The organism is Mesorhizobium sp. L2C084A000, from assembly GCF_000502875.1.
Classification (GTDB): domain Bacteria; phylum Pseudomonadota; class Alphaproteobacteria; order Rhizobiales; family Rhizobiaceae; genus Mesorhizobium.
Genome location: NZ_AYWX01000002.1, coordinates 544,752 through 566,528, shown reverse-complemented (window position 1 = coordinate 566,528; position 21,777 = coordinate 544,752). Strand labels below are relative to the sequence as shown.

Sequence of the window (21,777 nt, the reverse complement as noted above, 5' to 3'; positions counted from 1 at the left end):
CGGCGCCCTTTGCGGTTTGAACTGAAGGATTTTAGAACAGGCCTTCGATCTGGCCCATCTCGTTGAGGAAGATCTTTTCCGAGGACGGCGCCTTGGGCAGGCCGGGCATGGTCATGACCTCGCCGCAGATGATGACGACGAAGCCGGCACCGGCCGACAGCCTGACCTCGCGCACCGGCACCGTGTGGCCGGTCGGCGCGCCGCGCAGGTTCGGGTCGGTCGAGAACGAGTACTGCGTCTTGGCCATGCACACCGGCAAGTGGCCGTAGCCGGCGTCTTCCCAGGCCTTGAGCTGGTCGCGCACCGACTTGTCGGCGATCGCTTCCGAGCCGCGATAGATGCGCTGGACGATGGTGTTGATCTTCTCGAACAGCGGCATGGCATCGGGATAGAGCGGCGCGAACTGCGAAGCACCGGATTCGGCCAGTGCCACCACCTTGTTGGCGAGATCCTCGATGCCGGCCGAGCCGTGCGCCCAGTGCTTGCACAGGATCGCCTCTTCGCCCATCGATGCGACATAGTCCTTCATCGCCTGGATCTCGGCGTCGGTGTCGGAGTAGAAGTGGTTGATGGCAACCACCGCCGGCACGCCGAACTGGCGGATGTTCTCGATGTGGCGGCCGAGATTGGCGCAGCCCTTCTTCACCGCTTCGACGTTTTCCTTGCCGAGGTCTTCCTTCTTGACGCCGCCATTCATTTTCATGGCGCGCACGGTGGCGACAATGACGGCCGCCGCCGGCTTGAGGCCCGCCTTGCGGCACTTGATGTCGAAGAACTTTTCAGCACCGAGGTCAGCGCCGAAGCCGGCTTCGGTGACGACGTAGTCGGCGAGCTTGAGCGCCGTCGTGGTGGCGACGACCGAGTTGCAGCCATGCGCGATGTTGGCGAACGGGCCGCCATGCACGAAGGCCGGGTTGTTCTCCAGCGTCTGCACCAGGTTCGGCTGCATGGCGTCCTTCAACAGCACGGCCATGGCGCCGTCGGCCTTGAGGTCGCGGGCATAGACCGGCGACTTGTCGCGGCGATAGGCGACGATGATGTCGCCGAGGCGCTTTTCGAGGTCCTTCAGGTCGGTCGACAGGCACAGGATGGCCATGACTTCCGAGGCGACGGTGATATCGAAACCGCCCTCGCGCGGGAATCCGTTGGCGACGCCGCCGAGCGAGCAGATGATTTCGCGCAGCGCGCGGTCGTTCATGTCCATGACGCGGCGCCAGACGACGCGGCGGGTGTCGATGCCGAGCTCATTGCCCCAGTAGATGTGGTTGTCGATCAGCGCCGAAAGCAGGTTGTGCGCCGTGGTGATGGCATGGAAGTCGCCGGTGAAGTGGAGGTTCATGTCCTCCATCGGCACGACTTGCGCATAGCCGCCGCCGGCGGCACCGCCCTTGACGCCGAAGTTCGGGCCCAGCGAGGCCTCGCGGATGCAGATGATCGCCTTCTTGCCGATGCGGTTCAGGCCGTCGCCGAGACCGACCGTGGTCGTGGTCTTGCCTTCGCCGGCCGGCGTCGGGTTGATGGCGGTGACGAGGATCAGCTTACCGTCCTTGTTGCCCTTCACCGATTTGATGAATTCAGCTGAGATCTTGGCCTTGTCGTGGCCATAGGGCAGCAAATGTTCGGTCGGGATACCGATCTTCTGGCCGATCTCCTGGATCTGCTTTTTCCTGGCGCCGCGCGCGATCTCGATGTCGGACTTCACTTCGGCCATGACGGCTTTCCTCTGGATTGGACGATGGAGGGGACGGGTTGATCTTACTCGCAGGCAGGTTGGACCCGGGCGCGGGCATGTTCTAACCCTGTCGCTGCCGCGGCGTCAACTTTCATGCAACTATGTTTCCTATAGAGAAAATTCCTCTGCGGACCGGCCGACCTGTCATCGGTTCTTCCTGGCTCCGTTGCCGCGCCGTATAGAAGCCAGAGGACACGCCGCGCCGCCGTCTCAAAACAGCCGCACAATGCACGGAATGCGACAGAGGCGACGGCGCAAATTCGCCATCGCCTGGTCCCTAATGGAACAGCGCTACTGCGTCAGAACGTTGCTGATTTCGACCATGTTGGAGCGCACCCTGAGCACATAGAAGCCCATCGTCGTCAGATGCGTCGGCAACAGCCAGCCATCCTCGCGGCCATTGGCGATGATGAAAGGCTGGATCTTCAGCGCCGAAACGAACTGCGAGTCCATTGTGTCCCACAGGTTCTGCAGATGCTTTTCCTTGATGACGTCCTCGAAGTCGGCCTGGGCGCCCTTCATCAGGCCGTAATAGCCATAGAGCTGGCCATAGGCGAACCAGTAGCGGTCGTCGGCGCGGAAGTCGAACCAGCCATTGTTGTGGTTCTCGGCGCGTTCCTTGAGGATCGCCGAGGTCGAGCCGATGTCGGACGAGATGCGGTCGATATACTGTTTCAGATTGTCGGCGCGGGCGTCGAATGTCGCCTGGCAGGTAGCAAGGCGAGCGTTGAAGGAACGCAGCATGCGCACAGCGTCGCGATAGTAGCTCGGTGTCGGCGTCTTGGGGCCGAACGGGTTCAGGCCGAAATACCAGGTCTCCTCGTCGAACTGCAGGTTGCCGCGGGCATTCTGCAGATCGCTGTCGATCTGCGAGGTGGTGCGGACGCGGCCGAGATTGTCAGCGAGTTCGGTCGCGGTGCGCCGCACCGCCTGGTTGATGCCGCGCTGGAAGGAGGCCTTGTTGTCCATCCACGGCGTGTTGTCCCAGTCGATGCCGAACAGGCCAAGCTTGTAGAGGATCATCGACGAGATCCAGGCATTCTGGTTGACGTTGAAGTCGGTCAGGTCGGCGGCGATCTGGGCAATGCCGGAGTTGCCGCAGGTCTTGGCGGTGTCGGTGCCGGCGCCGGCGGAGACCTGTTCGCCGGCGGAGACATTGCGCTTCTCGAACGTGTAGGTGTCGGGATAGTTCGGGTTGAAATTGTTCCACCATTGGGTGGCGTAGAAGAAATTGGCGTAGAGGCCGATCAGCACCAGCAGGGCGAGGCCGACCGCCGCCTTGAGGATCCAGCCGCGCTGCGTGTACCAGCGCCCGGCCCACAGGAACGGCCACAGGATGACGCCGATCAACAGGCCGATGCCGCGGCCAATCCACTGGAAAATGCGGGTGAAGAAATTCACGATCGGATCGAGCATGGCTGTGTCACCCCCTCAAAGCATGACGCCAAAAAGTTGCAGGCTTTTTGGATAACATCATGCGCCAAAACAAGAAGTTAGAACGACATAACGATTCATTTCGTTCTAGTCAGTCAGGCCGTAGAGGCGTGTGCGAAACGCCACCTTGTCCTTCAAATATGTGGTTTTGAGAACGTCCACAACATGCGATCGCCACGCGTCGCTGAAGCCGCCATAGTCCTCATAAAAGCCGTCCTTGTTGAAGATGTAGCGCGAAACGAAGTCCGACGGTACGAAATCCGAGATCAGCCGGTTGGTCAGCCAGGCGTCGGGGTGGTCAGGCTTGGCGCGGATGACAAGGAAACGTTGCTGCGGGAAGACATCCTCGATCTTGAGGTGGCCGAGTTGGGCGATCTCGCGCTTGGCGGCGTTGAGGAACGGAAAATTGCCGTCTCTGGTGATCAGGTCGGCATGGCTCTGGATCCAGGTCTGCAGCCAGACCTTGTCGACATCGGTCAAATTGCGGTTCGGCTCGGCATCGCGGATCAGCGCGCGCACCACCATCTCGGCGCGGTGCTCGAGATAGCCCGAGGTCTCCACCCAGGAGGCACGCGGCAGCTCGATGCGGCCGGTGGTGGCGAGGAACTTGAACACCTTGTCGGCGTCGTTGATCGAGAGATAGCTGACCTGCCACGGCCGCGAGCGGCGGAAACCGGGGGCGGCCGGATCGCTGATCACCGTCGTTATATCAGGGTCGACGAACACGTAGAGACCGCCGAAGTGACTGGTCCAGTAGGCATTGTGGCGGAAGATCACCTGGTCGGGCACCAGCGCGTTCTCGCGGATGTCGCCGCAGATCTTGGCAAGCTCCACCATCCGGTTCAGCATGGCGCTGTCGCGCCAGGCATCGGGCTCCTGCTTCAGCCGGTCCACGAGCTTGCCGAGTTCGGCGGCCTTGCCCAGCACATCCTCGGCCGACAGCACCTTGAATTCGACCTGGCTGATCGACAGCAAATCCTCGATGTCGTTGACCTTCGGAATGGAATCCTCGATCTCGCCGTAGATGACGTCCTTGATCGTCAGCGCATCGATGGCGCGCCGGTTCCTGGACATGAACTCGAACATCAGTTGCGAGGTGTTGGAGAAGGCGGTGTGCACCACCGGCAGGTCGATCTGCGACGGCGTCAGGATGATGAAGCGGCGGTTGACCTCGTTGGGATCGAGATAGTCATAATCATCGCATTCCTCGGCCACTTCAGGCGAGAAGCCGGTGCGGTCGATCTGCAAGCTCTTTAGTTTGGTCGGCTTCAAGCCGAATGCGGCGAGCGCCTTGTTGTAGCGCTGGATCAAATGCGGCTCGTCGACCGTCAGCAGCCGGCCATAGATCAGCTCGTTGTCGCGCAGGAGATCGGGTTTGGCGGGTTTTGTGGTCAAGGTTCATCGCTCCCGAGGAGCGTGCCAGCACCCCCCTCTGGCCTGCCGGCAATCTCCCCCTCAAGGGGGGAGATTGGCAGCGTCGTCCGTGTCGCTTCTCCAGATAGGTCGAAGATTGGCAAAAGCGATGGTGAAAGTCGATCTCCCCCCTTGAGGGGGAGATGGCCGGCAGGCCAGAGGGGGGTAGGCGCGCACTCACGCATTCCACAGCCCCTTCTTCTTCATCTCCTCCATCTCGCGCGCGGCCCGTTCGCGCAGGCGGGCGTCGCGCAGCAGCTTTTGTACGGCGGAGTCGTCGGACTTGTCGGAATAGCGGAACTCCGAGTCGGCGTAGCGGTTGATCTCCTGCATGACCATGTCCATCGAAAAGGGGCCGCGCAGTTCCTCGATCATCGCTTTCTTCTCGTCATAACCCTTGTGCATGAAGACTTCCGGCTTCTCGAACCAGTCGTCGGGAAGCTCGATGTCCATGGCGCGCATCTTGATGGCGTCGGTGACGTTTTTGATGGCGCGGCCGGTGAAGCGGGGCTCGGCATCCTTGATCAGGTGCAGATAGGTGCCGATGTCGGCCATCGATTTCGGTGCGCCGTTCTCCTTCATGTAGCGCTCGTAGACCTTCATCAGCCCGTCTTCTTGCGGCTTCTCGTGCCCCTCATAGGCTTCGGTCACGGCGCGCTGGATTTCCTGCGCGGCGTAGAGATCGTGGTCGCCGAGCGGGATCTTGTGGTTTTTTCCCGCCAGCAGGACAAAAATATCGATGTAGTCGTTGCGGCTCTGCGGCCCGTCGACCAGCCAGCGGGCGCCGGCGCGCTGGCGCAGCGCGTCGTCGACATTTTCGGGATAGTTGGAGAACATGCCGAACGAGCAATTGCCGCGCACCACGGTCGCGGCACCGGCGAAGGCATCCATCAACACGCCGGTGATTTCCTGCTGGCCGGCCGAGGCGCGGTCGTCTGAGCGGCGCGCCGCCACCTGGTCGATGTCGTCGATGGTGCCGAATCCGATGACGCGCGGGTTCAGCACATTGTTGATGAACTGGCGGCAGTTCTGGCCTGATTTGCCCTGATAGGACGAGATCTGGTCGACGCCGAAATTCTCGTAGGCGAAGGGATAGCCGGCGACCTGGCAGTAGCCGTTGACGAGGCCGGCGATCATCTGGATCAGGGTCGTCTTGCCGGTGCCGGGGGCGCCGTCGCCGATGAAGGTGAACAGGAAGCCGCCGAGTTCGACGAACGGATTGAGTTCGCGCTCGAAGTCGTAGGCCATCAGCATCTTGGCGAGCTTGACCGACTGGTATTTGGCGATGTGATTGCCGACGACCTCTTCCGGCTTCTTGAATGTCATCACCAGCGGTTTTGAACGCTTGCCCGGCGCGACGTCGAAACCATCCAGGGTGAAATCGTCGGCATCGATACGGATATGCGCGTTCTCGAACGGGCCGATGCCGTCGAAGCGGCCCTTGCGGGCCAGCAGCCCGTCGATGGCGACGCGGGCGAAGGCACGCGCCCTTGTCATCAGGTCGGCGTCGTCGGACGATCCCGAGATCGCCTTGTCGAGGCTGGCCAGGATCGACTTCACCGCATCCTGCGGCGTGTCGAACAGGAAGTCCGGTTCGGGACTGTCGTTGGGCGCCTCGCCGTCGCTGTCGATCAGCTGGAACAGGTAGGAGGCGAGGCTGAAGGCCGAAATGTAAGCCGAGGCCGACAGAAGCTTCTTGAAGGTAGACGCCTCGTCGCCTTCGAGCGGCGCGCGGGTGTTCTTGGCCTGCAGACTTTCAAGGTCCGAGCCCTCGGCAAAGACGTCCGATATTGCCAGCGCGATCGCCGTGCCGCGCCGGGCGCGAAACAGGAGCGTGTGCTGCGGGATGGTCAGCAGCTGATCATCGGGATGAACGGCGCCGACGGTCTTCGACAGCTCGACCTCGCGCGTGCGGCGCACCGAACCGACCGAGACGGTCGAAACGAAGCGGCGGTTGGTGCCGGCAAGCGCTGTGCCGGAGGAGCTAGACGGGTCCTCCAGCACGACGACACGGGTGATGAAGCTCTGCGCGGTAGCGCGGTGCTTCTCGATGGCGGCTTCCGGGATGGTGGTCAGGCCGGTATCCATGAAGGGTGCTCCGTGGTGTGACGGTCAGACGTCCGAGATGACCTGTCCGTTGGACAGGATGTGAACCTTGTAGCCGGCAAAGACCTTTTGCGCTTCGCCAGCGGCGTAGAGCGCCTGATAGGCCTCGTGCGGGATCAGCGCGTGGTTTTCATAGCTCGACACGCCCTGGCGCGCGGCTTCCAGATCGTCGGTGTTGATGAAGAATTCCTGGGTCGTCTTCTCGCTCGAAAACAGGCCCTTGCGGCCGGGCTTCTCGGCCTTGGAATAGACCTCCTGGATGGTCCAGGTCAGCAGCCAGGCATTTTCGGGCTTGCGCACCTTGGCGAGTACCTCGGTCACCGTCGAATTGTTGTCGGTAATGCCAGCCGAATAGAACGGGCCGAGCACGACGCGGCGCAGCTGCTTGGGGTGCAGCGGCTCGAAATCCTTGTCGAGATTGACCGCGATGGTCGCCGGCGACAGCGTATAGGCGGAGTTCTTCTCGGTGAAATCGTCGAAACGGTGGGCAAGCTCGGGATTGAGCAGGCCATCGACCGGCAGCGGAATGTCAATCGTCTCGTTCAGCTTGCCGTTTCTATCGACAAGCTGGCGAATCATCGTTTCGGACGAATCCTCCACCGTCACCATGTAGACTAGCGGCAGGTTGGCGCTGCCGTCGAACGTCGCCCAGTGGACGAGATAATAAGGCCGCCCCGTCTTCGGATTGACCGAGACCTTGGCCGTTTGCGCCAGGGTGAACGGGCCGAAGGTGTTCTCGCTTTTCACGTCCTCGAGATAAAGCCGCTCGGCTATCGACTTCTGCAGCGCCGCGGGGAATTCCTTGTGGCGCAGGATGAAGTCGGCCATTTCCTCGCGCAACTCGCCGGCGAGCGGAATGTTGGCAAGCCGCGCGTCGGCCTGGCGTCGGTCGTTTTCCAGTTCGAGCAGGTTCTGGAACACCGGAAATCCGCTTTCGGCGCGCGAAATGCGGAATGTGTCCATGAAGCCGAGCCGGTTGCGCCAGCAGGAAAACGACTTGTCGAGCCTGGCGATGTGTTCGGCGACGATCTTGGCGACGATGCCATGCCGGTAGAGCGGCGAGCGATCGTCGCGCATGAACACTTCAAGGCCGCTGAGCGCGGCCGTGATGGCGGAAAAATACCGTGCCGCCGCTTCGTTTTCGGGGGTCATGCCTGGTCGCTCGCGGGCAGTGCTGTCACCCTTAAGACTGCACGTAGTTAGCCGAATTGTGCTTCTTCAGCACCTCGTCGAAGCGGCGGGCGAAGGCATCGTCGGCCAGCTTCTTGCGGCGCTGGATGTCGGCGGTGGCGACCATGTTCTTCTCGTGCATCTCGAGCAGGTCACCGATGTGCTTTTGCGATGCGGCACCGATGCCGGCCATGGTTTCCTCGGCGGTGTTGTCGACCCGGCTGCCCAGCGTGTTGATCTTGTGGGCGACGTCCTGCTGGGCCGCGGTCTTCAGCGAATCTTCCAGCGCCTTGTAGAGCACGATGCGCTGCTCGGTATCGATGGTCAGCTTGTTGATCAGCGTCGATTGCGCGGCGATCTGGTTGTTGAGCGAATCGACGAAGGTCTGGAACATCGAGGTGTAACGCTCGAGCGTCTGGCTCTCGGCCAGCAGCTCCTGCTCCTTGGCCTGCTTTTCGTTGTATTCCGTCGCCAGCTTGGAGCGTTCGCCTTCGAGCTGCGTGCGGTCTTTCTGGCTGGTCGAAGCGGCGATCTTGTTTTCGATGTCGAGCAGCATCGGGTTGAGCTCCTCGATGCGCTTCTGCACGGCTTCGAGATTGGTCATGGTGGTCTTGCGGCGCTCGATAACCTGAGACAGGCTGGTTTCCGAGGTCTTGTAGCGTTGGTCGAGAACCTCTTTCTGCGCCTTCAATATGCCGACGATGGTGTCGGATTTGACCAGCAGTTCCTGCAGATTGCCGGCCAGCGACATGTTGCGAACGCGGTCGGTGCGCATGCGCTGCTTGCTCTGGCTGGAGAAGATGCCAATGAATTTTTCCCAGCCGGTGTAGTTCTTCATGCTCTCGAACTCGGCGCCGAAGACGTTGGTGGCGTCCTCCAGCCCGATGATCAGGTCGGCAATGTTGCCTTCCATCACCTTCTGCTGCTTCAGCACATCCTCGATGCGGGCGTTCTCGAGGTCGAAATTTGCGTCGCCGATCTTCTTGTCTGATGTGGCAAGCGTATCAAGCATGGTGCCGGATTGCTCGATCTTGGAGCGCATGTCCTGCACGACCTGCTTGGTCTTGGCAATTTCGGCGTCGAAATTCTGCAATGTCGCCATTGGGGCCTCCCGCTTCGGCATGACGTCGCTGGTCGCGAACAGCGGCGAATATATGTGGGGCATCAGGGGATTGAAAGACGTGAAGATAAGGGCGGCGTGAAAACAAAAAAATTCGTCAGGGTCTTGAAAACCAGTGAAGGCGTGGGCTTGGCGTGATTAGCTTGCCGACCAGCCATAGTTCAGCTGTCATTGAACTTTCATGCGGCAAGGCGAAGGCGCACGGATGCCTTTGTATTGGGCAAACCACCGAAGCAATCGCGGCCGCGATATGCGAGGAGAAAGCCGGCTTTACAGAGCTGACGAACAGCGGATCAGGGCTTGGGATCGGCCTTCAGATAGGCAATGACATTGGCGATGTCGTCGTCTTTGGCCAGGCCGGCAAACGCCATCTTGTTGCCGGGCACTTTCAGCTTGGGTGCCCTGAGATACTCGGTGAGATTGGCTTCATCCCAGACCAGGCCGGCGGCGCCGGCACTCTTCATCGCCTCGGAATAGCGGCCAAGAAAACTCTCCGCACTTCCGGCGGTGCGACCAACGACGCCCAGCAGATGCGGACCGACCTTGTCGCGGTCGGTGGCTGCTTCATGGCAGGCCATGCACCGGTTGAAGGCCTTCTTGCCCAGGGCCGGGTCGCCGCCGGCATGGGCCACAAGCGAGCTGGCAAGGAGAAGGATGCTGGCGGACGAAGCGGCTCGAAACATGCTGCCTCCGGAGAGTTCTGGCTGGCGGCCTTATAGTACCGAGGCTTTAACAAACGCTGCATCGCGGCGGGATTGCGGAAGACAGGCCCGCGAGTCAGGCCTGTTGTGCCAGATCGCGGCGCAGGAAATCATTCAGCCGCTCGACCGCCTGGGTCGTCGACAGCGGGTTGCGCAGGATGCCGATTTCGAGGTCCGGCAGCACCGGAAGCCCTTCATTGCCGCCGACGATGCGCAGCGACGGTGGTACGCTGCGCAGGGCGAGGCCAGCCACCGCGAGCCCGGCCTGGACGACGGCGATCAGGCCAAGCAGAGAGGCGCTTGAATAGGTACAGCGATAGGAGCGGTCGGCATCGCCAAGCGCCTGCAGGACATTCATCCTGGCGGCGCAGCCCGGTTCGAACAAGGCGACCGGAAGCGGATCGGTCTCCCAGGCGACATGGTTTGATGAGGCGACCCAGACGAAGCGTTCCAGCCGGATCACCTCAAGCGGCTGCTCCGGCAAGCGGGTGATGATCGCCAGATCCAGCCGCCCCTCCGCCAGCGTCTTCACCAGCGCGGTCGACTGTTCGCAGATCAACTCCACCGTCACCAGGGGATGCTCCGCCGCGAAGCGTGAGAGCACGGGCGGCAGGAGGAAGGCGGCATAATCGTCGGGCACCCCCAAGCGGACGCTGCCTGTTTCCTTAGGCCGGGTGACGCTTGCCCAGGCTTCATCCGACAGTTTCAGCAACCGGCGCGCATAGATCAGGAAATCCTCGCCGATCGCATTGGGAGTGACGGTTCTGGGACCACGCACCAGAAGCTGGCTGCCGACTATCTCCTCCAGCCGCTGCATCTGCATGCTGACCGCCGACTGGCTGCGGCCGACCCTGGGTGCTGCATTGGAAAGGCTGCCGCTCTCGACGACGGCGACAAAGGTTTTCAGCAGATTGAGATCGAGTGGCGCGGCCATGGTGCTATCAGCATATCGAATAGGTCATGCCAAATCTATTCGCTTGTTTGAAGGTGGCGCCAGTGACCAGATGGTTGCTGGGATCGCTGGGAACCATCACATGACGGACGCCTCGACAGCCCGCTTCCCGGCCGCGAGCCTTGCTCTGGCAATGGTGATCGCAGGCACGGTCGGCGCCTTCGCCACGGAATCGGGGCTGCATCCCGTTGCCGTCGTCTTCTGGCGATGTGTGTTCGGCGCGATATTCCTTTTCTTATGGTGCCTGTTGCGCGGCTATCTGCCGGATCGGACGCTGTCGCCGTCTCGGCTTGCCCTTGCAGCACTTGCCGGCGTCTGCATGGTGCTGAGCTGGACGGCCTTCTTCGCCGGCTTCGCCATGACATCGATCGCCACGACGACGATTATCTACCATATCCAGCCGTTCTTCGTGGTCCTGATCGGTGTCGTCTTCCTCAAGGAGCGCATCTCGCTCGACCAACTGCTGTGGATGCTCGGTGCGTTTCTCGGCGTCGTGCTGGCCAGCGGCCTCGTCTTCGCGCACGGCCACGACGATGCCAACTGGGCGCCGGGCATTGCGCTGACGCTGGGCGGCGCAATGCTCTACGCCGTTACAACGATCCTCGCCAAGGGCCTTGGTCAGCAGCGCGCCGAAATTACGGTACTCTGCCAGACGGTGGTGGGGGTCGTCATGCTCGCCCCGTTCGCCGGCGTCGGCCAACATATTGCGCTTGCGTCATGGGGCTGGCTGCTCGGCATCGGCGTGCTGCACACCGGCATTGCCTACGTGTTGATGAATTCGGCCTTTCCGCGCCTGACGACACCGGTGATCGGCGTCATCACCTTCATCTATCCCGTCGTCGCCATCATCGTCGACTGGGCGATCTATGGGCATCCGCTCGGGCTGGCGCAGGCTGCCGGCATGGCGCTGATTGCAGTGGCGACGCTGGGTGTGCGGCTGGGTTGGCGGTTTCCGAAGTGGCGTGTCTCGACCGTATGAGCCCGGTGCAATTCCAAGAAAAGCACATAGCGCTCCCCCTGGGAACTGCTCCAAAAACCAAGAGACAGAGTCAGCCCTTGATAAAGCCGATGAAGTCGTCGGGCGCGGCGCGGCCCATTTCTTCTTCCCAATGACGGCGGCAGAGCGAGACATAGACGTCCTTGCCGATCGCCACCTGCTCGCCCAGGCGCGCCACTTTGCCATCGGGGCCGAGGCGCACGACCATCGTCGCCTTGCGGCCGCAGCGGCAGATTGTACGCACTTCGCGCAAATCGTCGGCGATGGCCAGCAGCGCGCGCGAGCCGGAAAACAGCTTGCCCTGGAAATCGGTGCGCAGGCCGTAGCACATGACCGGGATATTCAGCCGGTCGGCGATGCGGGCGAGCTGCCAGACCTGCTCCTCCTCGAGGAACTGCGCCTCGTCGACGAAGACGCAATGCACTGACGTATGCGCGTGATGATCGGCGACGCGGGTGAACAGATCGTCGCCATCGCGGAACATCTCGGCTTCCGTCTCCAGGCCGATGCGCGACGAGATCAGGCCGGTGTCGCCCTTGCGGTAGTGGCCGGCGACGAACAGCATCGTGCCCATGCCGCGCTCGCGATAATTGTAAGAGGCCTGCAAGAGCATCGTCGTCTTGCCGGCGTTCATAGTCGCGTAGTGGAAGTAAAGCTTGGCCATGCCGCTCTTTTAAGCCGACTTGCCCTGATACGGGGAGGGGCGGTCGCCCGCATTCCCCTGAAAAAGCCCGCCCGTCTTCGAAAAAACCGTCCGGCATGGCAAAAGCGCCTGATGTGTCGCTGATTGGCCAGCCCGCGCCGTTGATCGTGATTGTCTTAATGCTTGAAACCACACCAGAATGGTGTTTGGCTGACGAAACAAGGCGGGCATAGAAACCGTAGCTACGCTTCGCCAAAGAATCACAATGGGAGACTGTCTATGTCGCGTATGAACTCTTTCGTCGCCGGCCTCGGCCTGGCGGCTTTTTTGTCCACCAGCGCTGCCTTTGCCGGCGATCCGGCGAGCTGCAAGGCGGTGCGTCTTTCCGATGTCGGCTGGACCGACATCCAGGCGACGACCGGCGTCGCATCGGTACTGCTCACCGCGCTCGGCTACGAACCGCAGACGATCCAGCTGTCGGTGCCGGTGACCATGGCGTCGCTGAAGAACAAGGATCTTGATGTCTTCCTCGGCAACTGGATGCCGTCGATGACCAACGACATCAAGGACTACACCGCCGACGGTTCGGTCGAGACCATCAGCGAAAACCTCAGTGGCGCCGGCTACGGTATCGTCGTGCCGACCTATGTCGCGGACGCCGGCGTCAAGACGCTGACCGACCTCGGCAAGTTCAAGGACAAGTTCGACGGCAAGATCTACGGCATCGAGGCCGGCAATGATGGTAACCGCATCATCCTCGACATGATCAAGAACCCGAAGGACAATCTCGAAGGCTTCGAGCTGGTCGAATCCTCGGAGGCTGGCATGCTCACGCAGGCCGAGCAGTCGATCAAGAGCAATGAGTGGATCGCGTTCCTCGGTTGGACGCCGCATCCGGTGATGGGTGCCATGAAGATCACCTATCTCGATGGCATGGGCGACAGCGGCTTTGGCGCAGCCACCGTGCATACCAATGTGCGCAAGGGTTACACCACCGAGTGCCCGAATGCCGGAAAATTCATCGCCAACCTGAAGTTCAATCTCGACATGGAAGGCGAGATAATGGACGCGATCCTCAAGGGCGCCGATGCCAATACGGCTGCGACCGACTGGCTCAAGAAGCATCCGGACGCGGTTGCTCCATGGATTGCCGGCGTGACCACTTTCGATGGCGGCGACGCGGCTGCAGCCGTGAAGACTGCGCTCGGAAGCTGAGCAGGTCTTGCGTTCGGCGTGACCGATCAAGAAGGGCAGTCACTTTAGAAGGGGCTGCCCTTTTTCATATCCTGTGACAAGATGACCGTCCGGCAAGGACGGCGACTGTCAAAGAGGGGCAAGATGGATCCGATTTCAAAATTCTTTGTCAGTTACAAGATCCCCATAGGCGAATGGGGCAAAGCGTTCTTCACCTTCCTTACCGACAATTTCAACACCTTCTTCCGCGGTCTCTCCGGCGGTTTGAATTTCCTGCTCGACGGAGTGGTCGACACGCTGCTGCTGGTACCGCCGGTCCTTCTCATCGCGCTGATTGCACTGCTTGCCTATTATCTGCAGCGATCGAGAGGCTTGGCCGTGGCTGTCTTTCTCGGGTTGCTGTTCATCCTCAACCAGAACCTCTGGAAGCAGACGGTAGAGACGCTGGTGCTGGTGGTTGCCGCCGCCGCCGTCTCGATGGCCATCGGTGTGCCACTCGGTATCTGGGCGGCGCACAAGCCGAAGGTCTATCGCGTCATGCTGCCGGTGCTCGATTTGATGCAGACGCTGCCGACCTTCGTCTACCTGATCCCGGTGCTGACGCTGTTCGGCCTCGGCAATGCGCCCGGCCTCATCGTCACCATCATCTTCGTCATCCCGACCGCGGTTCGTCTCACGCATCTCGGCGTTGTCTCGGTGCCGAAGTCGATCGTCGAAGCCGGCGAGGCGTTCGGCGCCACCAAGAGCCAGTTGCTGTGGAAGGTGGAGCTGCCCTCGGCGCTGCCCACCATCATGGCCGGTCTGACGCAGTCCATCATGCTGTCGCTGTCGATGGTGGTGTTTGCCGCACTGATCGGCGCCGGCGGCCTCGGCACCGAAATCAACCGGGCGCTGGGTTCGCGCAAGATCGACCTCGGGCTTGAGGCGGGCCTCGCTATCGTCGTTTTGGCCATCGTGCTCGACCGGATGACCCGCATCGCCGTTGGAGGCAAGAAATGACCGTCGCCGTCGATTTCCGGAACGTCGATATCGTCTTCGGCGCCGACCAGGCCGGATCGCTGAAGATGGTCGACGCCGGAGCCAGCCGCGCCGAGATCCTCGACAAGACCGGCAATGTACTGGGTTGCGCCGGCGCCAGCCTGACCGTGAACGAGGGCGAAATCTCCGTGCTGATGGGTCTCTCCGGTTCGGGCAAGTCGACATTGCTGCGGGCGGTCAACCGGCTCAACGTGGTGTCGCGCGGCCAGGTGCTGGTCAAGGATGGCGACAAGACCGTCGACGTCGTCACCTGCGACGAGGCGACCCTGCGGCGCCTGCGCCAGAAACAGGTGGCGATGGTGTTCCAGCAGTTCGGCCTTTTGCCCTGGCGTACGGTGGAGGAGAATGTCGGTCTCGGCCTCGAACTCGCCGGCGTACCGGAAGCCGAGCGCAAGGAGCGCGTGCAACGCCAGCTCAAGCTGGTCAATCTCGACCAGTGGTCGAAGAAATACGCGCATGAGCTGTCGGGCGGCATGCAGCAGCGCGTCGGCTTGGCGCGGGCCTTCGCCACCGAGGCGCCGATCCTGCTGATGGACGAGCCGTTCTCGGCGCTCGACCCGCTGATCCGCACCAAGCTGCAGGACGAATTGCTGCAACTGCAGGCCGAGTTGAAGAAGACCATCATCTTCGTCAGCCACGACCTCGAGGAGGCGCTGAAGATTGGCTCCCACATCACCATCATGGAGGGTGGGCGCATCGTGCAAACCGGCGCGCCGGAGGACATCGTGCTGCGGCCTGCCAACGACTATGTCCGCGACTTCATCGCCAATGTGAACCCGCTGTCGGTGCTGACCGCCTGGAACGTGATGCGCGACCGTCGCGATCTGGAGCACGGCAAGGACGGCTGGGTGTGGCTCGACCGCCGCAAGACGACGCGCTTCAAGATCGACGATCACGGGCTGGTGGCGGCGGCCGAACGCGACGGCAAGCCGGCGGTGTGGGTGTCGTGCGCCGACGTCGAAGGCCAGCCCGAGGAAGTAGCGCAGGTGTTCTGGGCCAATCCGGGCACCTCGCTGAAAACCGTCATGCTGGCCATGCACCGCTCGCAGACAGCACCCGTGGCGCTGTTCGACGACCAGTCGCGCTTCGTCGGCGCCATCGGCATCCGCGATGTGCTGAGCGCGGTGCTGCGGCGGTAACGCCAAATTCGTGGACGCCGCCGCGGGCAGCGGAGGCTGCTTGAATGCTTTTTATGCCGCCAGCGGCAGGCGCAGTTGCGTCAGCAGGCCACCGCCCGGGTTGTTGGACAGGCGGATCTCGCCACCTGCGGCGCGCGCGATGTTGCGGGCAATGGTCAGGCCGAGGCCCAGACCGCCGGTCTGGCGGTTGCGCGATTGTTCGAGGCGCACGAACGAGCCGAACACGGCGTCGATCTGTGCCTGCGGTATCCCGGGCCCTTCATCGCGGATGGTGAGCAGGATCATGTCTTCCGACCGGCGCAGCGAAAGATGCGCCTTCTTGCCGTAGGTGACCGCGTTCTGCACCAGATTGGTGACGCAGCGCTTGAGCGCGACCGGCCGCGCCATGCAGATCAGCCCGCGCGAACGGGTCTCGTCGTCGAACGACACGTCGTCATAGCCGTCGGCGATCGATTCCACGAGCGACCAGAAATCGATGCGTTCGTTCTTTTCCTCGGTCACTTCGAAGGTGGCGAAGTCGATCACCGAGCTGGCGATGCCCTCGACGTCGGCGAGGTCGTGCGCCAGCGCCTCGCGGACCGCCGATTTGCGCAACAGCTCCAGGCGCAGGCGCATCCTGGTCATCGGCGTGCGCAGATCATGCGCCAATGCCGCCGCCAGATGTTCGCGGTCCTCGACATATTCGCGCAACCTCGCCTGCATGGCGTTGATCGCCTTGGCGGCGGCACGGACCTCGCGGCTGCCGCTCTCGGCGATCGGTGGGCTCTTCAGATCCTTGCCGATCCGGTTCACGGCGGTTTCCATCATCCGGTAGGGCGCCGTCAGCCGGCGCAGCGACCAGATCGACATGATCACCACCAGCCCTGCGATCAGCGAATAAAGCGGCAGGCTGTCGAAGCTCAGGATCGGGCCGACGGGCGTGATCGGTTCGGTGAAGTTCAGCCATTGGCCGTCGGCGAAGCGCAGCGAGGCCGTCAGCTTGTCGCTCTGGGCGAAGTCGGCGGCCAGCACCAGAAGGTCACGCTCGACCTGTCCGATGTCGGGTCCCGGCGCCGTGCCGTCCGCGTCATCGGCCTCGCGCGTCGCCGGATCGCGGCGCACGCGTGCATCGGTGATGCCGAATTTCGACAGCCGGCCGACGAGGATGTCTTCGAGTTCGGCCAGTTCGTCGTCGCCGGCGATCGACGAAGTGACCGCCGGCGTGTCCGAAACGGTGAGCGCGTAAGTGGAGTTGAAGAGGCCGGTCGCCGTCGCCTTGCGCTCGTCCGGACTGGCGTCATGCATGAGCTGAACCAGCGAGAAGGCACGGTCGTTGAGCCGGTAGAGGTCGACGACGCCGTTGGCGGCGGCGCGGTCGCGCGACACGATATAGAGGGTCGCGACCTGGCTGATCAGCAGGCCGGCAATGACGATCAGCAGCACCCAGACAGGCAAGGTCTGCGGCAGGAAACGTCTCATTCGGAGGTCGTCTCGGGCAGGAACTGGTAGCCGCCGCTGCGTACGGTCAGGATCAGCTTGGGCGTCTTCGGGTCATCCTCCATCTTGCGTCGCAGCCGGCTGACCAGGATGTCGATGCTGCGGTCGAAGGAATAGTCGCTGTCGCCGCCGGACAGCTCGATGAGCTGGTCGCGGGTCAGCACGCGCTGCGCGCTCTTGACGAAGGTCTGCAGCAGATTGAATTCGGCCATGGTCAGTTCGACCCTGACATCGTCGGGTGCGATCAGCCGGCGCCGAGCACAATCCATCGTCCAGCCGGCGAAGCGGTAGATCTGCTTGGTGGTGGCGCGCTTCGGCTCGGCGGCGCCATTGCGCCTGAGCACGGCGCGGATACGCGCCAAAAGCTCGCGCGGGTCGAAGGGTTTGGGCACATAGTCGTCGGCGCCCATTTCCAGGCCGACGACGCGGTCGGTCGTCTCGGTGACGGCGGTCAGCATGATGATCGGCGTCGAATACTGGGCGCGCAGGTCGCGGCACAGCTCCAGCCCGCTCTTGCCGGGCAGCATCACGTCGAGGACGATGAGGTCCACCTGGACGCGCCGCAGGATGGTCTCCATCTCGATGCCGTCGGCGGCAACCGAGGTGTGCAGGCCCCGTTTCTGGAAGAATTCCTGCAGCAGGTCGCGGATACCCTTGTCGTCGTCGACGATCAGTATGTGTGCGTCGGATTTCACAGCAGCCCTGTCATTGTTGCCAAGCCCTTCTGTCTTTGATTGCCAAGCCCTTCTGTCGCAACCCACACGATAGAATTCAGGCCATATGTTGGCCAGTGGCTATGACGGGTTCACACCGGCTTTCTCAGACACAATCCAGAAACAAAATTCTACAGTTCAGAAAAACTCCTGAAAAATTTCAAGGGCATAACTGATCTCGTGGCGGTCAGGTCATCGGCTGCGACGCTAGTCTCCGGGTTTACGGATAAACCGATGCCAAGGTTGTCGATCAGTTTGTTGGGTGCGTTGCTGGGCTTCTGCCTGGTCACTGCCGCTGTCGGACAATCGGACGCAAAGGTGACGCTCACAACCCGGAGCGAACGGTGCGCCAATCTTAGCCACCAATTTGATGAAGCCCTCGAAACCCATGCCACGGCAACGCAGGTCACCGCGGCAAAGGCACTTCAGAGAAAGGGCAACCGGTACTGCGCCGCCAAGAAACAGGCGCAGGGCATCCGGATGCTCGCCAGTGCTTTGAAGCTGCTTGGAGTGACGCCGAACGACCCGGTTCAGTAACACTCCGAAACTTGGCCCGCATAAAAAGGAAACGAAGCCATGAAAAAGTCCATCCTCTCCGCAACGGGTCTCGCCGTCGCTCTCGCCTTCGCGATGCCGGCTCTCGGCAACGCCGCCGCCACCACGACCGCTGCTCCGGCTGCTTCGACGACCACCGCTCCGGCGACTGCCGCTCCGGCCAAGGCTGCTCCGAAGAAGGTCGTCAAGAAGACCGTCAAGAAGCACAAGAAGGCTGCCGAGAAGGCCGTCAAGAAGGACGCCCCGAAGACCTAATAAGGTCCGGCGCAAAATGCCGGCCTGTTGACCAAGGCCGCTCCAGCTGGTTTCGGCTGGAGCGGCCTTCTTCCTGTCCGAACCGCTGAAGCCCTGACGTTGGCGATGAAGCGGGTCGATGGGTTCAACTGATCTTGACGAAGTCTGGCACCGGCAGCTTCCGCCTCGACTGACACTTAACCCGTTTGCAACGCCGACCGTGTAGGACAATCCGCATGAAGAAGCGGCTTTCGTCCATTTTGCGCTCGATGGTGATCGGCGGCCTGGTTGCCACCGGCGTCGCCAGGGTGCTGATCCTGTTCACCGCCAGCCCGGTGCCCGATCCGGCCACCGGACGCACCGAGCCTTCGCTGTTCGCGCCGGCGATTTCCACCAGCTGGGACTACATCACGCCGGCACAGACCTGGCTGCTGGTCGTGCTGACCGGCGCGACGCTGATCTGCGTCGCCGCGTGGCCGATCGCGACCTGGCTGGAACGCCGGGCGGATGCCGGTGGAAACCGCTTTCGCCCCGATATGCCGTCCGCCACGACCGCGCGGCAGATTCCAAGCCGTCGGATGTTCGGTCGCCAGGGCCGTTGAACGGCAAACGACACTTTCCCACATAGGTGTGAATAGCCGCGCCCGGCTTGCGGCGTTGATCAAAATAGACGGCTGCTTTCGCTGGTGCCAGAATGGCGAAGGTCGCTTACGCAAATGGTCGGTTCCAATGCCTGAAATCACCACAAAACCGCGCGTCCAGGTCAAGCCGCAGGTCGAACGGCCAAAGCTCTACAAGGTCATCCTCATCAACGACGATTTCACGCCGCGCGAGTTCGTGGTGACGGTGCTGAAGGGCGAGTTCAAACTCAGCGAAGACCAGGCGCATCGGGTGATGATCACCGCGCATCGGCGTGGCGTCTGCGTCGTCGCCGTGTTCACCAGGGATGTCGCCGAGACCAAGGCGACGCGTGCCACCGATGCCGGCAAGGCCAAGGGCTATCCGCTGATGTTCACGACGGAGCCGGAAGAGTAGCCCTACCGTCCTTCGCGGTACCACATCGAACCCATTGCCAGAAGCAGCAGGCCGAGGCCGAGGAAGCCGCCGAACAGCGGCACGCGCGAGACGGCCTTGAGCACGCTGTCGTCCGTGGTGCGCAGTCCGATCCAGTCGTTGCCGGACGCGGCGCCAGCCGAGCGCACCGGCACGATGGAGGGCAGCGTCACGTCGCTGCCAAGGGCTGTGGACGACGCCAGCCGGCGCACGCTGCCGCCGGTGGCTTCAGCCGGCGCCTTCAGCCGGCTTTCGGTGGAAATGACGTCGGCGAATTCCGGTGCGTTGACCGGCCCGACATGGGCGAGCGCGGTGAGGTCGCCATTGGCGACCTGATAGAGGCCGATCTCGCTGGTCTCGACGCTGCCGAGGAAGACCCCGGGCTCGGATTTATCGAGCTTGACGGTCAAGGTCTTGCCGGACGGGGTGATGATCTGCGCGGGGCCGGGATCGTCGGCCATCGTCTGGCGGCGGATTTCCAGCACCATGCCACGGCCGTCGGCGGTCAGCCGCTCTTCCTCGAGCTCAGGCTCCTTCATCAGCCAGTGGGCGATGCGCCGGTAGAGCTGGACATGCGGGCCGCCGCCCTCGAAGCCGCGCGCCCACAGCCAGCCCTGATCGGACAGCAGCATGCCGACGCGGCCTTCGCCCTTGCGGTCGAGCAACAGCAGCGGCCGGTTGTCGGCGCCCTTCATCACCACTGCGCCTTCGGGGTTCTGCACGCCGATGGTGCGGAACCAGCGGCTCCAGTGCGGCGGCTCGGTGGCGGAGCCATCCAGCCCACGCGTCACCGGGTGGCGCTGGCCGAGTTCGGTGAGGCGCGGATAGAAGGCCTTGTCGACCACCTCGCCGGTCGGCATCGCCGGCAGGGCGGACATCAGCGGCGTGCGCGCGATCGAGCTTTCGCCGGCATATTCGGGGCCGGCCGCGATCAGCAGCGCGCCGCCCTTTTCGACATATTCGGAGATGTAGTCGTAATAGAGGATCGGCAGCACGTCGCGGTGCTGGTAGCGGTCGAAAATGATGAGGTCGAAATCCTTGATCTTCTCGACGAACAGTTCGCGGGTCGGGAAGGCGATCAGCGACAATTCGTTGATCGGCGTGCCGTCCTGCTTTTCCGGCGGCCGCAGGATGGTGAAATGGACGAGATCGACCGAGGCGTCGGATTTCAGCAGGTTGCGCCAGGTGCGTTCGCCGGCATGCGGCTCGCCGGAGACGAGCAGCACGCGCAGATTCTCGCGAATGCCGTCGATGAGCGCGATGGCGCGGTTGTTGGTGTCGGTCAGTTCGCCCGGTTCGCGGTCGATGGCGAGTTCGACGATGTTGCGCCCGGCACCCGGAATGGTCACCTGCAGCGGCATCGCCTGGCCAACGGTGGCGTGCTCGACCGCGACCTGTTCGCCATTGACCGAGACGCGCACATCGACCGGGCCGGTCTCGTTTTCGGTCGAGATGACGCGGTAGGTCATGTCGAGCGGCTTGCCGACAAGGCCGAAGCGCGGCGCGTTCTCGAAGCGGATGCGGCGGTCCTTTTCGTGGTCGTTGCCGGTGATCAGGGCATGCAGCGGGGCGTTGAAATCGGGCGCGGCCGGGGGGGCGTCATGGACCTCGCCGTCGGTGATCATGATGGCGCCGCCGATGCGCGACGGCGGCACGTCGCGGAAGGCGCCCTCGAGCGCGCCGAACAGCCGTGTCTCGGTGCGCTCCTCGGCGGCTTCGGATTTACCCGCTTCGACGACGCGCACGTCGAACTGCTTGAAGCGGCCAAGACGCTGCTGCAGCCCGGCCAGTGCCTCGTCGGTCTGCTTGGTGCGGTCGCCGATATCCTGGCTCTGGCTACGGTCGACAATCAGCGCGACGACGCTTTTCAGCGGCTCGCGCTCCTCGTTGAGGAACACCGGGTTGAACAGGGCGGCGGCGAGCGCCAGAAGGGCGACGAAGCGGAAGACCGAGCCGCGCTGGCGAAACCACAGGCCGACAAGCGCCAGCAGCGCCAGCGGCACCAGCGCCAAGGCCAGCAGGGGCCAGGAGATCAGCGGTTCGAAGGAGATCGACCAGTTCATCCCTTACCCTCCCCTTTGTGGGGAGGGTTTATCCGAGACCGGAG

At 62.6% G+C, this 21,777-nt stretch carries 20 protein-coding genes; 8 read left to right on the top strand and 12 right to left on the bottom strand.

Going from position 1 to position 21,777, the window contains the following annotated elements; translation table 11 throughout:
- Nucleotides 1-31 precede the first annotated feature (31 nt).
- The 8 genes from X735_RS158530 to X735_RS158565 all read right to left on the bottom strand — a co-directional run bounded on the left by X735_RS158530 (nt 32) and on the right by X735_RS158565 (nt 10,610).
- Nucleotides 32-1,711 carry a formate--tetrahydrofolate ligase gene (locus X735_RS158530; RefSeq protein WP_023809872.1) on the bottom strand — a complete coding sequence of 560 codons (1,680 nt, stop codon included), beginning with the start codon at nt 1,709-1,711 and terminating at the stop codon, nt 32-34.
- Nucleotides 1,712-2,023: 312 nt separating this feature from the next.
- Complete coding sequence (locus X735_RS158535; protein ID WP_013529949.1) at nt 2,024-3,148, bottom strand: DUF2333 family protein; 1,125 nt, start codon at nt 3,146-3,148, stop codon at nt 2,024-2,026.
- A gap of 105 nt (nt 3,149-3,253) precedes the next feature.
- Nucleotides 3,254-4,561 (bottom strand): DUF6638 family protein, encoded by a 1,308-nt coding sequence (locus X735_RS158540; RefSeq protein ID WP_031212740.1) that lies wholly within the window; start codon nt 4,559-4,561, stop codon nt 3,254-3,256.
- Between the two features lie 195 nt (nt 4,562-4,756).
- The gene (locus tag X735_RS158545) at nt 4,757-6,667 is read right to left on the bottom strand and encodes an ATP-binding protein (RefSeq protein ID WP_023809870.1); all 1,911 of its coding nucleotides are present in this window, start codon (nt 6,665-6,667) and stop codon (nt 4,757-4,759) included.
- A 24-nt stretch (nt 6,668-6,691) separates the two neighbouring features.
- Complete coding sequence (locus X735_RS158550; protein ID WP_023809869.1) at nt 6,692-7,837, bottom strand: hypothetical protein; 1,146 nt, start codon at nt 7,835-7,837, stop codon at nt 6,692-6,694.
- Between the two features lie 31 nt (nt 7,838-7,868).
- A complete protein-coding gene (locus X735_RS158555) occupies nt 7,869-8,957 on the bottom strand; it encodes a hypothetical protein (protein WP_023809868.1) in 1,089 nt (362 codons plus the stop codon).
- A 311-nt stretch (nt 8,958-9,268) separates the two neighbouring features.
- Nucleotides 9,269-9,658, bottom strand: coding sequence for a cytochrome c family protein (locus X735_RS158560; protein WP_023809867.1), 390 nt, complete (start codon nt 9,656-9,658; stop codon nt 9,269-9,271).
- A 94-nt stretch (nt 9,659-9,752) separates the two neighbouring features.
- Entirely contained in the window at nt 9,753-10,610 is an 858-nt protein-coding gene (locus tag X735_RS158565) for a LysR substrate-binding domain-containing protein (RefSeq protein ID WP_023809866.1), read from the bottom strand.
- Nucleotides 10,611-10,710: 100 nt separating this feature from the next.
- Here X735_RS158565 and X735_RS158570 point away from each other — a divergent pair, with 100 nt between their 5' ends.
- Nucleotides 10,711-11,607 (top strand): DMT family transporter, encoded by an 897-nt coding sequence (locus tag X735_RS158570; protein ID WP_023809865.1) that lies wholly within the window; start codon nt 10,711-10,713, stop codon nt 11,605-11,607.
- A gap of 70 nt (nt 11,608-11,677) precedes the next feature.
- Here the strand turns inward: X735_RS158570 and X735_RS158575 are convergent, their stop codons facing one another.
- On the bottom strand, nt 11,678-12,289 hold the full coding sequence (locus tag X735_RS158575) for a thymidine kinase (protein ID WP_023809864.1): 612 nt from the start codon (nt 12,287-12,289) through the stop codon (nt 11,678-11,680).
- A gap of 258 nt (nt 12,290-12,547) precedes the next feature.
- Between X735_RS158575 and X735_RS158580 the strand changes: the two genes are divergently transcribed.
- The 3 genes from X735_RS158580 (at nt 12,548) to choV (ending at nt 15,639) form a co-directional block, all read left to right on the top strand.
- A complete protein-coding gene (locus X735_RS158580) occupies nt 12,548-13,483 on the top strand; it encodes a choline ABC transporter substrate-binding protein (RefSeq protein ID WP_023809863.1) in 936 nt (311 codons plus the stop codon).
- Nucleotides 13,484-13,606: 123 nt separating this feature from the next.
- Entirely contained in the window at nt 13,607-14,461 is an 855-nt protein-coding gene (choW, locus tag X735_RS158585) for a choline ABC transporter permease subunit (RefSeq protein WP_023809862.1), read from the top strand.
- The gene (choV, locus tag X735_RS158590; protein ID WP_023809861.1) at nt 14,458-15,639 is read left to right on the top strand and encodes a choline ABC transporter ATP-binding protein; all 1,182 of its coding nucleotides are present in this window, start codon (nt 14,458-14,460) and stop codon (nt 15,637-15,639) included. Before choW ends, choV begins: the two co-directional genes overlap by 4 nt.
- A gap of 51 nt (nt 15,640-15,690) precedes the next feature.
- Here choV and X735_RS158595 read toward each other — a convergent pair whose 3' ends face one another.
- Complete coding sequence (locus X735_RS158595) at nt 15,691-17,097, bottom strand: ATP-binding protein (RefSeq protein WP_023809860.1); 1,407 nt, start codon at nt 17,095-17,097, stop codon at nt 15,691-15,693.
- The gene (locus tag X735_RS158600; protein WP_013529960.1) at nt 17,094-17,810 is read right to left on the bottom strand and encodes a response regulator transcription factor; all 717 of its coding nucleotides are present in this window, start codon (nt 17,808-17,810) and stop codon (nt 17,094-17,096) included. The genes X735_RS158595 and X735_RS158600 overlap by 4 nt, the downstream gene beginning before the upstream one ends.
- Before the next feature lie 252 nt (nt 17,811-18,062).
- Between X735_RS158600 and X735_RS158605 the strand changes: the two genes are divergently transcribed.
- The 4 genes from X735_RS158605 (at nt 18,063) to clpS (ending at nt 19,652) form a co-directional block, all read left to right on the top strand.
- Complete coding sequence (locus tag X735_RS158605) at nt 18,063-18,365, top strand: hypothetical protein (RefSeq protein ID WP_023809859.1); 303 nt, start codon at nt 18,063-18,065, stop codon at nt 18,363-18,365.
- A 39-nt stretch (nt 18,366-18,404) separates the two neighbouring features.
- The gene (locus X735_RS158610; RefSeq protein WP_013529962.1) at nt 18,405-18,638 is read left to right on the top strand and encodes a hypothetical protein; all 234 of its coding nucleotides are present in this window, start codon (nt 18,405-18,407) and stop codon (nt 18,636-18,638) included.
- A 215-nt stretch (nt 18,639-18,853) separates the two neighbouring features.
- Nucleotides 18,854-19,219, top strand: coding sequence for a hypothetical protein (locus X735_RS158615; RefSeq protein ID WP_023809858.1), 366 nt, complete (start codon nt 18,854-18,856; stop codon nt 19,217-19,219).
- A gap of 127 nt (nt 19,220-19,346) precedes the next feature.
- Nucleotides 19,347-19,652 carry an ATP-dependent Clp protease adapter ClpS gene (gene clpS, locus X735_RS158620; protein ID WP_023809857.1) on the top strand — a complete coding sequence of 102 codons (306 nt, stop codon included), beginning with the start codon at nt 19,347-19,349 and terminating at the stop codon, nt 19,650-19,652.
- Between the two features lie 2 nt (nt 19,653-19,654).
- Here clpS and X735_RS158625 read toward each other — a convergent pair whose 3' ends face one another.
- Entirely contained in the window at nt 19,655-21,733 is a 2,079-nt protein-coding gene (locus tag X735_RS158625) for a membrane protein (RefSeq protein ID WP_023809856.1), read from the bottom strand.
- Nucleotides 21,734-21,777 lie beyond the last annotated feature (44 nt).

What these genes read in the sequence shown, in the direction of transcription:
- X735_RS158625 (WP_023809856.1), bottom strand. Translation starts at nt 21,733, where the DNA reads ATGAACTGGTCGATCTCCTTCGAACCGCTGATCTCCTGGCCCCTGCTG.
- X735_RS158565 (WP_023809866.1), bottom strand. Translation starts at nt 10,610, where the DNA reads ATGGCCGCGCCACTCGATCTCAATCTGCTGAAAACCTTTGTCGCCGTC.
- X735_RS158535 (WP_013529949.1), bottom strand. Translation starts at nt 3,148, where the DNA reads ATGCTCGATCCGATCGTGAATTTCTTCACCCGCATTTTCCAGTGGATT.
- X735_RS158555 (WP_023809868.1), bottom strand. Translation starts at nt 8,957, where the DNA reads ATGGCGACATTGCAGAATTTCGACGCCGAAATTGCCAAGACCAAGCAG.
- X735_RS158610 (WP_013529962.1), top strand. Translation starts at nt 18,405, where the DNA reads ATGAAAAAGTCCATCCTCTCCGCAACGGGTCTCGCCGTCGCTCTCGCC.
- X735_RS158530 (WP_023809872.1), bottom strand. Translation starts at nt 1,711, where the DNA reads ATGGCCGAAGTGAAGTCCGACATCGAGATCGCGCGCGGCGCCAGGAAA.
- choV (WP_023809861.1), top strand. Translation starts at nt 14,458, where the DNA reads ATGACCGTCGCCGTCGATTTCCGGAACGTCGATATCGTCTTCGGCGCC.
- clpS (WP_023809857.1), top strand. Translation starts at nt 19,347, where the DNA reads ATGCCTGAAATCACCACAAAACCGCGCGTCCAGGTCAAGCCGCAGGTC.
- X735_RS158550 (WP_023809869.1), bottom strand. Translation starts at nt 7,837, where the DNA reads ATGACCCCCGAAAACGAAGCGGCGGCACGGTATTTTTCCGCCATCACG.
- choW (WP_023809862.1), top strand. Translation starts at nt 13,607, where the DNA reads ATGGATCCGATTTCAAAATTCTTTGTCAGTTACAAGATCCCCATAGGC.
- X735_RS158580 (WP_023809863.1), top strand. Translation starts at nt 12,548, where the DNA reads ATGTCGCGTATGAACTCTTTCGTCGCCGGCCTCGGCCTGGCGGCTTTT.
- X735_RS158605 (WP_023809859.1), top strand. Translation starts at nt 18,063, where the DNA reads ATGCCAAGGTTGTCGATCAGTTTGTTGGGTGCGTTGCTGGGCTTCTGC.
- X735_RS158595 (WP_023809860.1), bottom strand. Translation starts at nt 17,097, where the DNA reads ATGAGACGTTTCCTGCCGCAGACCTTGCCTGTCTGGGTGCTGCTGATC.
- X735_RS158570 (WP_023809865.1), top strand. Translation starts at nt 10,711, where the DNA reads ATGACGGACGCCTCGACAGCCCGCTTCCCGGCCGCGAGCCTTGCTCTG.
- X735_RS158560 (WP_023809867.1), bottom strand. Translation starts at nt 9,658, where the DNA reads ATGTTTCGAGCCGCTTCGTCCGCCAGCATCCTTCTCCTTGCCAGCTCG.
- X735_RS158575 (WP_023809864.1), bottom strand. Translation starts at nt 12,289, where the DNA reads ATGGCCAAGCTTTACTTCCACTACGCGACTATGAACGCCGGCAAGACG.
- X735_RS158615 (WP_023809858.1), top strand. Translation starts at nt 18,854, where the DNA reads ATGAAGAAGCGGCTTTCGTCCATTTTGCGCTCGATGGTGATCGGCGGC.
- X735_RS158545 (WP_023809870.1), bottom strand. Translation starts at nt 6,667, where the DNA reads ATGGATACCGGCCTGACCACCATCCCGGAAGCCGCCATCGAGAAGCAC.